Annotated in this window: 9 protein-coding genes; 3 read left to right on the top strand and 6 right to left on the bottom strand. The window is 60.4% G+C overall.

Going from position 1 to position 12656, the window contains the following annotated elements:
* Positions 1-129: 129 nt before the first annotated feature.
* Complete coding sequence (locus LU196_RS19810; protein ID WP_232761108.1) at positions 130-579, bottom strand: hypothetical protein; 450 nt, start codon at positions 577-579, stop codon at positions 130-132.
* A gap of 346 nt (positions 580-925) precedes the next feature.
* On the opposite strand from LU196_RS19810, the gene LU196_RS19805 reads away from it, so the two are divergent.
* Complete coding sequence (locus tag LU196_RS19805) at positions 926-1768, top strand: 23S rRNA (adenine(2030)-N(6))-methyltransferase RlmJ (RefSeq protein WP_232761109.1); 843 nt, start codon at positions 926-928, stop codon at positions 1766-1768.
* 38 nt (positions 1769-1806) lie between these two features.
* On the opposite strand, the gene rnz is transcribed toward LU196_RS19805, so the two are convergent.
* Positions 1807-2721: a ribonuclease Z gene (rnz, locus tag LU196_RS19800; RefSeq protein ID WP_232761110.1), complete on the bottom strand. Its 915-nt coding sequence runs from the start codon at positions 2719-2721 to the stop codon at positions 1807-1809.
* Positions 2722-2847: 126 nt separating this feature from the next.
* Here rnz and gorA point away from each other — a divergent pair, with 126 nt between their 5' ends.
* Positions 2848-4200 (top strand): glutathione-disulfide reductase, encoded by a 1353-nt coding sequence (gene gorA / locus LU196_RS19795; RefSeq protein WP_232761111.1) that lies wholly within the window; start codon positions 2848-2850, stop codon positions 4198-4200.
* 1278 nt (positions 4201-5478) lie between these two features.
* Here the strand turns inward: gorA and LU196_RS19790 are convergent.
* From LU196_RS19790 to LU196_RS19775, 4 genes are all read right to left on the bottom strand, one after another.
* Positions 5479-6375 carry an alpha/beta hydrolase gene (locus tag LU196_RS19790; RefSeq protein ID WP_232761112.1) on the bottom strand — a complete coding sequence of 299 codons (897 nt, stop codon included), beginning with the start codon at positions 6373-6375 and terminating at the stop codon, positions 5479-5481.
* Between the two features lie 1330 nt (positions 6376-7705).
* Positions 7706-8053, bottom strand: a complete 348-nt coding sequence (locus LU196_RS19785; protein WP_232761114.1) for a YaeQ family protein — start codon at positions 8051-8053, stop codon at positions 7706-7708.
* 26 nt (positions 8054-8079) lie between these two features.
* Positions 8080-9429 carry a sodium:proton antiporter gene (locus tag LU196_RS19780; protein WP_232761115.1) on the bottom strand — a complete coding sequence of 450 codons (1350 nt, stop codon included), beginning with the start codon at positions 9427-9429 and terminating at the stop codon, positions 8080-8082.
* A 53-nt stretch (positions 9430-9482) separates the two neighbouring features.
* Positions 9483-10691 carry an MFS transporter gene (locus tag LU196_RS19775; RefSeq protein ID WP_232761116.1) on the bottom strand — a complete coding sequence of 403 codons (1209 nt, stop codon included), beginning with the start codon at positions 10689-10691 and terminating at the stop codon, positions 9483-9485.
* 93 nt (positions 10692-10784) lie between these two features.
* Here LU196_RS19775 and LU196_RS19770 point away from each other — a divergent pair, with 93 nt between their 5' ends.
* Positions 10785-11738 (top strand): LysR family transcriptional regulator, encoded by a 954-nt coding sequence (locus LU196_RS19770; RefSeq protein WP_232761117.1) that lies wholly within the window; start codon positions 10785-10787, stop codon positions 11736-11738.
* The last annotated feature ends 918 nt before the right edge of the window (positions 11739-12656 follow it).

Raw genomic sequence — 12656 nt, 5'->3', positions numbered from 1 at the left:
CCTTTTACGGCACGTTCGGCGCGCCAGAAAACAAAAGGCTTCATCCCCAACCGTTAGCCAGAGATGAAGCCTGTGCTCAGCGCATGACGCTTGCGCTGACGGGAAAAGCCGCGGCGTATGCCGCGCTGCTTAGCCTGCCTGACGAATAATCAGCTGCGCCAAACGGGTCTTGATCCGGAAGCAGAGTTCACGAATCTGAAACTGGTAACGCGGCATCACCAAATCGTTGATATCTGCGCCGAGCGTATCTTTGATCTGCAAATATTTATTGGTTTGCGCGCCAATCTTCTGGAATTCTGCCGCGTAAGCCGTGTACGAGGCGTCGCTGTACATGCGCATGGCATCCAGTTCTTTACGGCACTGCTGCACCTGTTCAGCGCGATTGTCTACACCTTGCTGTGGCGGCGTAGCCTGACGTTCACCTTCCATAAATAGCGCGCCTTGAGCAGGGGTCGCAGCCGTGTCCGCCGCTGAAGCGGTCACGGTGGGCGGCGTCACCAGACTGTGCACAGGCGGCTGTTTTGCACAGCCCGTTAAGACCAATGCGCTCGCCACCGCGAATCCTGATAATTTTTTCATTTTTTTCACCGAGATAAATTGAAAGATGCGTCAACTGTGAAAGAGGTAAAGGGCCTATCTCTCCGCCCTGCTTTGAATGTTCACTTTTGTTACTGTTAAAAGCGAAACCAGAGGGCTAACTGACTCACTATTTCAAAACATTTCGAGTCACATTGCTGACCATCTTGCGCGACATCTCTGTGGAGATTCGCCTCATTTCCCTAAGACGACCGCGGTAGCGCATTCTTAAAAAGATTTTTTACCGCACACGCGCCTATTCGTTCAGCAATTTTGCTGCTCGCACGGTATAATCGCACCCTATTGCAGTGACCATTCTTTATACGCCAACCCCGGAATCCCCTTTTTTATGCTGAGTTATCGCCACAGTTTTCACGCCGGCAACCACGCTGACGTGCTGAAACATACCGTTGAAAGCCTGATCCTCACCGCCTTGATGGAGAAGGAAAAACCGTTCCTCTATCTGGATACCCACGCCGGTGCCGGACGCTATCAACTGAGCGGCGAGCATGCCGAGCGCACCGGTGAGTATCTTGAGGGTATTGCACGCATCTGGCAGCAGCCGGACGCCCCTGAACTGCTGAAACCGTATCTTTCCGCAGTGCGTAATCTGAATCCTCACGGCACGCTACGCTACTATCCGGGCTCGCCGCTGATTGCGCGTCACCTGCTTCGCGCCGACGACAAGCTTGAGCTGACCGAATTACACTCCTCGGATTACCCCCTGCTGCGCAGCGAATTCAATAAAGACGCGCGCGCACGCGTGAGCCGTGGCGATGGCTACCAGCAGTTGAAAGCGAAACTGCCCCCGCCAACCCGGCGCGGCCTGATTTTAATCGATCCGCCTTATGAGCTGAAAAGCGACTACAAAGATGTGGTGAAAGGCATTCAGGAAGGCCACAAGCGCTTTGCCACCGGTGTGTTTGCCCTGTGGTATCCCGTGGTGCTGCGTCAGCAGATTAAGCACATGATTAAAGATTTGGAAGCCACCCAGATCCGCAACATCTTACAGATTGAGCTGGCGGTGCGTCCCGACAGCGATCAGCGTGGCATGACCGCGTCCGGCATGATTGTGATCAATCCCCCGTGGAAGCTTAAGTCGCAGATGGCGTCGCTGCTGCCGTGGCTGCACAAGACGCTGGTCCCCACCGGCACCGGCCACTTCAGCGTGACACAGATCGTCCCGGAGTAAGCCGCTGGCCTCTCAGGCGGGCCGCGCAGCCCGCCTGTTCACTCTACCGTAAAAACCGCAAAATCATGCGCCAGTTCGGTCGCAGCAAACACTGACCGACACTCTGCCAACAACCTTTCCCGATCCTGAGACACATAGCGCGAGCTAAAGTGCGTGGCGATCATCCGCTTCGCGCCTGCCTGCTTCGCTAACTCGGCGGCTTGCACCGTAGTGGAATGGCCGCGTCCGTTGGCTTTTTCTGCCAACGCCGCTTCCAGCGTGGTTTCATGCACAATCAGGTCTGCGCCTGCTGCCAGCGGAATGGCCGCTGCGGTGGGCGCGGTATCGCCAAAGATCGCCAGCACTTTGCCTTTCGTTGCCGGGCCCAGATACGCTGCGCCGTTGATCTCCCGGCCATCTTCCAGCCGGATGCGCTTGCCCTGCTTCAAATCCTGATACCACGGCCCGCGCGGTACGCCTTCGGCCTTCAGGCGCGGCGCATCCAGAAAGCCCGGTTTGTCATGCTGCTCAATCCGATAGCCATAGCACTCCACAACGTGATTAAGCGGATAGGCGGTCACGCGAAATTCCCCGTTATCCAGGATTTCCCCCGCCTCGATTTCAATGATCTCTAAGGGATAACTGGTATAAGAGCCGCTCAGGCTCAGCGCCGTATCAATAAATTGCCGGATACCTTTTGGTCCGTAAATCGTTAGCGGCTCGGGAATGCCCGCCATCGATCGGCTGGTTAGCAGTCCGGGCAGGCCAAAGATATGGTCACCGTGCAGGTGCGTAATGAAAATTTTTTGCAGTTTGCCGGGCTTTAATGCGGTCCGCATAAACTGGTGCTGCGTGGCTTCACCGCAGTCAAATAGCCAGGTGTCGCCGCGCGCCGACAGCGTTAACGCAATCGCGGTAACATTACGTTGCAGGCTCGGCGCACCGCCGCCCGTGCCTAAAAAAGTCAGTTGCATAGTGCTCTTCCCGTTAAGCGAAGCTCGAATTTGACCCTATCATAAACATAGGCTGAACCTTTGCGCTGATTTTAGGTGAAGCGGTAAACTCTACGACTATTTTCCCTCAACAGATGGACACAACGGATGACCAGACATTATGACTACCTCGCCATTGGTGGCGGCAGCGGCGGTATTGCCTCGATTAACCGGGCGGCGATGCACGGTCAAAAATGCGCGCTGATTGAAGCCAAAGCGCTGGGCGGTACCTGTGTCAACGTCGGCTGCGTGCCGAAAAAAGTGATGTGGCATGCGGCGCAGATCGCCGAAGCGATCCACCTGTACGGCCCGGATTATGGCTTCGATACCACCGTTAACCGCTTCGACTGGTCTACGCTGGTAAAAAACCGCAGCGCCTATATCGATCGCATTCATGCCTCGTACGATAACGTGCTGGGTAAAAACCAGGTTGAGGTGATTCGCGGCTATGCGCGCTTTGTGGATGCGCACACGGTTGAAGTGAACGGCGAAAAAATCACCGCCGACCATATCCTGATTGCCACCGGCGGTCGCCCCAGCCACCCAGACGTGCCGGGTGCCGAGTACGGTATCGACTCCGATGGTTTCTTTGAGTTGGATGCGCTGCCCAAGCGCGTGGCCGTGGTGGGCGCAGGCTATATTGCCGTTGAGCTGGCTGGCGTCGTTAACGCGCTGGGTGCCGAGACGCATCTGTTTGTGCGCAAACACGCGCCGCTGCGCAGCTTTGATCCGTTGATCGTGGAAACGCTGGTTGAAGTGATGCAGGCCGAAGGCCCGACGCTCCATACTGACGCTACGCCAAAAGCGGTGATCAAGAATGCCGACGGCAGCCTGACGCTGCAGCTGGAAAATGGCCACGAGCAAACCGTGGATTGCCTGGTGTGGGCCATTGGTCGCCAGCCGGAAACCGATAACCTGAATCTGGCCGTTACCGGCGTGGCGCTGGATGAGAAAGGCTACATCAAGGTTGATAAGTACCAGAACACCAGCGTGCCCGGCCTTTACGCAGTGGGGGATAACACCGGTGCCGTTGAGCTGACGCCCGTTGCGGTGGCCGCTGGTCGTCGTCTCTCTGAGCGTCTGTTTAACAACAAGCCAGACGAGCATCTCGACTACAGCAACATCCCGACCGTGGTATTTAGTCACCCGCCGATTGGCACCGTGGGCCTCACCGAACCGCAGGCGCGCGAGCAGTACGGTGACGCGGAAGTGAAAGTGTACAAATCGTCCTTCACCGCCATGTACACCGCCGTGACGCAGCATCGCCAACCGTGCCGCATGAAGCTGGTCTGCGTGGGCGCAGACGAGAAGATTGTTGGCATTCACGGTATCGGCAACGGCATGGATGAGATGCTGCAGGGCTTTGCCGTCGCCTTGAAAATGGGCGCCACCAAGAAAGACTTCGATAACACCGTGGCGATTCACCCAACGGCAGCAGAAGAGTTTGTGACAATGCGGTAAGGGGCCAGTGCGCTGGCTGGGCTTGGCGGGTGTCCGACCCGCCAAGCCGGTTTTATTGAACCCTGAGCGGAGTCCGGCCGCTCAAGCCGGTCTTTAGTGGCGCGGGCTCGCGCGCTGGCCGCTGCGCTGGTATGGCTATGAGCGCGGGTTCCGACCGCTCAGCCGGTTTTTACTGAACCCTGAGCAGGTTCCGCCCGCTAACCCTGCGGCAGTTTCATCCGCCCCGCTGCGGCGTACGGGCAAAGGGCCGATGGGCGCGGCCCTTTGCAATCCGCGCCCTGCGCCAGCCTCCGCTGTTCCCTCACTCCGCCGCAACGGCCTCACGGACCGCGCGGATTCGCCATCCCTGGCTCATTCCGCCCTCTCAGCGGCATCCCTGCCGCTTCGTCCTGGCCGTCGCGCTCCGTTCGGCGCTCCGGATGGCGCTCAACACCGCCGCCTGTAAGGGCCTTTTTCTTTTTTTCTGTCTGGGGTTGTCTGGGTGGCCGTAAACGCGTCTGCGAAGGCAATGGCTGGCTGAAAAAAACAGAAGACAGAAGGTATCTGATGAACACCGCGCGGGCGGGATGGTACTTAAAAGTCTTTCAGCCACGCACTGGCGTCTACGGGCAAAAAACGCGAAAGAAAGGTTTTTGCTTAACGCCCGCAGTCTGAATGCACCTTAAAAATCTTACCGCCGCGCGGTGGCTGCGAAAAAAATCATGGCGTGCAGCGGGGGGGGTGAAGCGCCATCCCCACTCGCTGAACGAGTGAGGCCTTCCAGGGCGAGCGGCATGGATGCCGCGAGAGGCGGCGTTGAGCAGGAGCGAATCGACGCCGGTCCGTCAGGAAGGCTGAGGGAGTGAAGGCACCGCGCAGCGGCGAGTGGGGCTGGCGCAGGGCCGGGGAGTGCAGAGGGCGCGGCCTGGCGCCCTCTGCTCGGTCGCCGCAGCGCGGCAAAGGCACCTGCCAGTGCCATGGCGAACGAAAGTCGCTCCGTGCCAGCGAAAAGGCACCCTGCCACTGCCCGTGGCGAATCTCCCCTCTGCTCGGTCGCCGCAGCGCGGCAAAGGCACCTGCCACAGCCTGTGGCGAACGAAAGCAGCATCGTGACTCGCACCAGCGAGAAAGCACCCGCCACGGCAAGTGGCTAAAGCACCTGCCGCTGCCTGCGGCATAAGCCCGCCACTGCAAGTGGCGAAGGCACCTGCCAGTGCCATGGCGAACGAAAGTCGCTCCGTGCCAGCGAAACGGCACGCCAGCCGCGGCCTGCGGCTCAAGCCCCGCCACGGCCTGTGGCTACCCCAACCGATCCAACCAGCGCACGTACGCCTGATCCCACAGCGCAGCGGGCGTGCCCGCTTTACCGAGACCAAAGCCGTGGCCACCGCTGTTCAGTTCAATCAGCTCCACCGGCACGCGCATGCGGCGGCAGGTGTCGCGCATCAGTTCGGTGTTGTGCGGATTCGAAGTGTGATCATCTTCCGCCTGGGCAAGGAACGTCGGCGGGTAGTCACGCGTCACATAGTTTTGCACCGACCAGTTGGCTTCCTGCGTCGGCGTGGCGTGTTCGCCCACCATCATCAGGTGAGTTTTGGTTTTTTGATACGGCGCTTCAAGCGTGATCACCGGATAAATCAGCCCAACGCTGTCAGCGCGGGGGCGAATTTGGTCCAGCGGGTCCTGCGCCGGATAGGTGACAAAATCAGGACGCGCCGCGGCCATGCCCAGCAGATGCCCGCCCGCCGAGAAGCCCAGCAGATGCACCTTGCTCTCCATGCTGCGCACCAGACGGATAGCGCGCTGCGCATCCTGCAACGGTGCCAGATTGCCCGCCTGCCATTTTTCGCCGGGCAAACGGTAACTCAGCACATAGGCGGTGTAGCCGTTGGCGTTGAGCCAGCGCGCCACGGGCCAGGCCTCACGCCCCATGCCAATGAAGCGATAGCCTCCACCCGCAGCGACGATCACCGCCTCACCGTTGGGATTCTCTGGGCGGAAGCGTTGAATCGCAGGCGAGACGATATTGGTCCAGGAGCCGTACTGATTGACCCTGAGTAACCCCGATGGGCCGCCGCCGCCGGGTGGATCGTCGGGCCAGAGAGGAATGATGTCATCGCGGGCAAACAGTTTGCCAGTGGTCATCGAAAGAAGGGTTGCCCCAGTAGCCTGTAATAAGCGACGCCGTGTAATCATCCCAGTAACCAGAATCAAATGTGGCAACCTTGAGGGCTGCGTCTCATTATGTGATGTGTGTCAGGTTTCAACGCTGGCGATTATGTACGCATTTTGTACAAAAAAGCCATTAAAAAAAGTGCCGAAAGCAGTAAGCGTGGGGCCAGGGCGCTGGCGGGGCGCTGCGGGAGTCCGGCCCGCATAGCCGGTGAATGGTGAGCGGGTTCCGGCCCGCTCAGCCGGTATGGCTATAAGCGGGTTCCGCCCGCTAACCCTGCGGCAGTTTCAGCCGCCCCGCTGCGGCGTACGGGCAAAGGGCCGAGGGCGCGGCCCTTTGCAATCCGCGCCCTGCGCCAGCCTGCGCTGTTCCCTCACTCCGCCGCAACGGCCTCACGGACCGCGCGGATTCGCCATCCCTGGCTCATACCGCGCTCTCAGCGGCATCCCTGCCGCTTCGTCCTGGCCGTCACGCTCCATTCGGCGCTCCGGATGGCGCTCAACACCGCCGCCTGTGAGGGCCTTTTTATCTTTTCCGTTTGGCGTTGTCTGTATGGCTGTAAGCAGGTCTGTGCAGAGAGCGGATGGCTGAAAAAAACAGAAGAAAAAACGCAAAAAACGTCTGTTTAAAACTGCGCGGGCAGGATGGTACTTAAAGCCTTACAGCCACGCAGTGGCCTGAAAAGGCAAAAAACATGGAAGGCGTTTTTTGCTTCACGCCGCGCGGTCTGGATGCACCTTAAAATCTTCCCGCCGCGCAGTGACCTTAAAAGACGTAAAAACATGAAAGGCGGATTTTAGTTGAAGCAGTGAGGTATGGATGTACTCAAAAGTCTTACCGCCACGCGGCGGCTGCGAAAAAAATCATGGCTTGCAGCGAGGGTTGCTGGGCGCCATCCCCACTCGCTGAACGACTGAAGCCTTCCAGGGCGAGCGGCATGGATGCCGCGAGAGGCGGCGTTGAGCAGGAGCGAATCGACGCCGGTCCGTCAGGAAGGCTGAGGGAGTGAAGGCACCGCGCAGCGGCGAGTGGGGCTGGCGCAGGGCCGGGGAGTGCAGAGGGCGCGGCCTGGCGCCCTCTGCTCGGTCGCCGCAGCGCGGCAAAGGCACCTGCCAGTGCCATGGCGAACGAAAAATGCTCCGTGCTAACGCCAGCACCGCGCCAGCGGAAAAGCCTCGAGCCGCTGCCTGCGGCATAAGCCCGCCACTGCAAGTGGCAAAGGCACCTGCCACAGCCTGTGGCGAACGAAAAATGCTCCGTGCTAACGCCAGCACCGCGCCAGCGGAAAAGCCCCGAGCCGCTGCCTGCGGCATAAGCCCGCCACTGCAAGTGGCACCCCCCTGCCTGCGGCTATCAATCCTGCTGCTGGAACTGCGTCATCACGGTTTGCTCACACTGCTGCTGATTCTTGCGTAACTGCGCCCGCTCATCCTCGCCCAGTTCCAGCCAGGCGCTGATCACCTCCTGGGCGGTTTCTTCGTTGAATTCGGGATCGTTCATCGCGGATGACGATTTACTGGCCGCAATCTGCGACTTCAACTTGGCCGTGTACGCATCCATGTCGCTGGTGCTTTTTTCCGTGCTCACCAAATGACACAGCTGGCTGGCGTACACATTCTGTTCTTGATTGTTCTCACCGTCGGCGGCAAACGCCCCGGCAGAAAGGGAAAGCCCAACCAGGGCGGCAAACATCGCTTTCATAACAGACTCCCGTTCATAACAGATACTCAGGTTTCATTCTCTTGCATACGCGCAGCCTGACGGGCGGCACGCCAATTTAACAACGGCGTCACCGTAATGCCGTGCAGCACGATACTACACACCACGAGCGTTAATGCCATATCCACCATCTGCTCGGCTTGGGGGCCGCGCAACCCGTGCACCCAGGCAAAGGCGATGTAGTTAATACTACCGATGCCGCGAATGCCCAGCCAGCCAATCAGCAGTCGCCGCATCAGCGGCATTTCGCAGCGCCAGGTGGTGAGCCATACCGCCAGCGGGCGCACCACCACAAACAGCAGCAGCGCCAGACCGATGCCGGTGAGATTCCAGTGCTGCGCCAGAGTAATACCCAATCCCACCATCATCGCTGCAGCAAACAGCCGCTCAATCGTATCACCAAACGACAGCGCATCGCTGACCACCAAGCCCACGGATTTCACCATGCCGCCCTGCCCCTGCTCCATACGTTTATTCGGATTGATCAGCGCCTCAGCGGGCAGCGCGCGCTTCTCTTCAGGCAGCTCCTCAAGCGGGAAGCGTTTGGTGACGCGCAGCTCGGCGCGTCGCAGCCCAACGCCCGCCGCGAAGGTGGCGAGAAAGCCGGAGGCTTCAACCGACTGGGCAATCGCATAGGCCAGCGCAATCAGCGCCAGCGCCAGAAAATCATTGGGCGCAGCGTCCTGGTGCGCGCTGCGCAACCGCGTGGCAAGCAGTCCCACCAGCCGCCCCAGCACATAACCAATCAGCAGCCCGCCAGCAATCGCCCACAGCACATCTTTCGCCGCCCATTCGCCGATACTGCTGCTGGTTACCCCGCCGGGCTGGGCGATCAACAACGCCAACATCAGCAGCGGCAGCGCAGTGCCATCGTTCATGCCCGCTTCGCTGGAGAGCGCCACGCGCAGCGCGTCATCGTCTCGAGCGTCATTCACTGAAATCAGGCTCGCCAGCACCGGATCGGTCGGAGCGACAATCGCGCCAAAGGCCAGCGACAGCGCCCAGTCGAAGCCGGTAATCCAGTGCACCAGCAGCGTCATGCCGCCCACGGTCAGCAGCATGGCTGGAAACGCCAGCCGCATTCCCACGCGCCAGGCGTGCGCAGTCATCGGCAACCGCAGCTTTAGCCCGGTGATAAACAGTGAGGCCGCCATAGTGATTTCCGTGACGTGAGCCACGAGGTTGGCGTGGCCGATGATATCGACCTGCAGCAAACTGAGCATCCATGGGCCGCAGAGAATGCCTGCGAACAGATAGAGCCCAAATGAGGTCACCGGGCCGCGCTGGATCCAGCTGGACGCCAGTGACATAAGCAAGAGAAGACCGCCGGTCGCGGCGGTCCAGGCAAGGAAGTTCATAACGCTCCGTTTTTAAAAACATTCTTCCTTAAAGCCTGGCACAGGATTGCCGATCAGTTTTTCAGATGCTGGCTGAAAAGACGGATGATTAACGCCAGCGCGGCGGAACCCGTCGCGAGCGCCACGACACCGCTCCAGCCGCCGTGCGCCAGCGCCATGCTGCCCAGCGCCGCACCGGTGGCCATGCCGATAAACACCACGGTAAACAACAGTGCATTGAGACGGCTGCGCGCCTCGGGTGCCAGGCTGTAAATCAACGTCTGGTGTGCCACCAGCGTAGCCTGCACGCCCAAATCAAAACCAATGGTGCTGAGGATAATCACGCCAAGCTGCACCGGCATTGGCAGCAACGGCAGCAAAAACATCAGTGCAAAAGAGAGCATCACCAGCGCAGCACCATACTGCGTGACGCGCGCCGGGCCGATGCGGTCGGCCACGCTGCCTGCCAGCGGTGCAGCTAAGGCTCCCGCCGCGCCGGCCAGACCGAACGCACCCGCGACGGCGCTGTCCAGATGGAAACGTTCACTCAGCATCAGCGCCAGCGTTGACCAAAATGCGCTAAAGCCCACCGACAGCAGTCCTTGTGCCAGCGCGGCACGCCGCAGCGTTTGGTGCTGCTGCCACAGATGAGCCAGCGACAGCAGCAGGCGCGGATAACTTACCGAGGTGCCGGGGGTAAAGCGCGGCAGCACGCGCCACAGAGCAAGACTAATCAGCAACACGCCGCCCGCCGCCATCAGGTACATGGCGCGCCAGCCCACGTATTCCGCGACCACGCCGCTGACCACGCGCGACAGTAAAATGCCCACCAGTAATCCCGTCATGACCGTGCCAACGGTTTTGCCCCGGCTGCGTTCCGGCGCCAGCGCCGCCGAGGCGGGCACGATATCTTGCGCCACCGTGGCGGTTAAACCGGTCACAAAGCTGGCGATCAGCAGCGCATTGAGTCCGCCAGAGAAGCCGCACAGCAGCAGCGCCATCACCAGCAGCAGACCTTTAATCAGAATGATGGTGCGCCGATCGTGGCGGTCGCCCAGCGGTGCCAGCAGCAGAATACCGAGCGCGTAGCCCACCTGCGTCAGCATCGGCACCATGCCCACGCTGCTGATACCCGCGTTGAACTGTTTACCGATGATATCCAGCATGGGTTGGCTGTAGTAAATCGACGCCACGCTGAGCCCCGCGCCCGCGGCCAGCGTAAATACCAGCGGCGTGGATAAGGGGTCATTGGGTCGGGCAGAAACGTGTGAGAGAGCAGACATGGTGAATTTCCTCTGTGAAGATGCACGTATTAAAGCGCGTCTCCGTCATACGCGGTAGACTGGTCAAACACAGAACTGTTATGCGTATTACGTATGAACTCACCTTCCAGCGTTGATCGCATCGAACTGATGCAGACTTTTATCCGCATCGTGGAAAGCGGTTCGCTTTCTGCGGCGGCGGCCCAGCTTGGCACCACACAGCCCACCATCAGCCGCCGTTTGCAGGCGCTGGAGCAGCGGCTCGGGTTGAAGCTGATTCTGCGCACCACCCACGCGCTCAAGCTCACCGACGACGGCGAGCGCTGCTACGCGCAGGCGCGACAGCTGCTGGCGACCTGGCATGCGCTGGAAGATGAGCTGACTGGCGCCCATGACGATCCCATCGGCACGCTGCGAGTGCGTGCGCCGCACGCGTTTGGGCAGGATCAGCTGATTGAGCCGCTGCTGGATTACCTGCGTCGCTATCCGCGCCTGACGGTGGAGTGGATGCTCAACGATCGTACCCCGGACTTTATCAGTGAAAACGTTGACTGCGCGATTCAGGTGGGCGCACCCAGCGATCCCGCTATCGTGGCGGTGCTGCTCGCGGAAGTCCCCCGCTTCGTGGTCGCCGCGCCGTCGCTGCTGGCCGCCCATCCGCCGGTGCAGAGCGTGGCGGCGCTTAACAACCTGCCGTGGCTGGCGTTGACCAGTTTTTACCGCAACGAAATCACCCTACAGCGTTTAAGTGACGGCGAGTCAACCTCCCTGGCGATTACACCGCGCCTTGCCAGCGACAGTTTGTATGCGGTGCGCAAAGCCGCCCTGCAGGGCATGGGCGCGGCCGTGGTCTCGTCATGGGTGGTGCAGGAGGATTTAGCGCAAGGCAACCTGGTGCAGCTGCTGCCCGAGTGGCAAGCGCCGCCGCTGCCGGTGTGGCTGACCTATCCGTGGGCCAGCTACTATCCGGCGCGGATGCGGCATTTTTTCGCGATGATCCGCGAGGTGATGCCGAAGCTGGTGGGGGCTCAACCGGTTGATCGTGAGCGGGGTCCGGGCCGGTTCTGAGCGGGTTCCGGCCCGCAAAGCCGGTTTTTACTGAACCCTGAGCGGGTTCCGCCCGCTAACCCTGCGGGAGTTGCAACCGCCCCGCTGCGGCGTAGGAGCAAAGGGCCGGATCTGAGCGGGGACCGGCCCGCTATGCCGGTTTTTCGTTGCGCGGGCTCGCGCATTGACCGCTGTGCTGGTCTGACTCTGCGCGGGTTCCGACCGCTCAGCCGGTTTTTACCGAACCCTGAGCGGGTTCCGCCCGCTAACCGCAAGGCAGTTGCAGCCGCCCCGCTGCGGCGTACGGGCAAAGGGCCGATGGGCGCGGCCCTTTGCAATCCGCGCCCTGCGCCAGCCTCCGCTGTTCCCTCACTCCGCCGCGCCAGCCTCACGGACCGCGCGGATTCGCCATCCCTGGCTCATGCCGCGCTCTCAGCGGCATCCATGCCGCTTCGTCCTGGCCGTCACGCTCCGTTCGGCGCTCCGGATAGCGCTCAACACCTCGCCTTTAAGAGCCTTTTTCTTTTTTTGTGTGTGGTGCTGTCTGGGGGGCTGCAAGCCGGTCTGTAAAGACAGTGGCTGGCTGAAAAAACAGAAAAAACATGGCAGAAACGGCTTCTGGTGAACACCGCGCGGGCGGGAAGTTACTTAAAAGTCTTACCGCCACGCAGTGACCTTAAAAGACGAAAAACACGAAAGAAGGGTTTTGCTTAACGCCGCGCGGTATGAATGCAGCTTAAAAATCTTCCCGCCACGCGGCGGCTGCGAAAAAAATCATGGCGTGCAGCGGGGGGTGTGAAGCGCCATCCCCGCTCGCTGAACGACTGAAGCCTTCCAGGGCGAGCGGCATGGATGCCGCGAGAGGCGGCGTTGAGCAGGAGCGAATCGACGCCGGTCCGTCAGGAAGGCTGAGGGAGTGAAGGCACCGCGCAGCGGCGA

The sequence above is a fragment of the Pantoea sp. Mb-10 genome (assembly GCF_021272205.1).
Taxonomy (GTDB): Bacteria; Pseudomonadota; Gammaproteobacteria; order Enterobacterales; family Enterobacteriaceae; genus Pantoea.
Note: the sequence above shows the minus strand (reverse complement) of the source record. Positions and strands in the feature narration are given on the sequence as shown.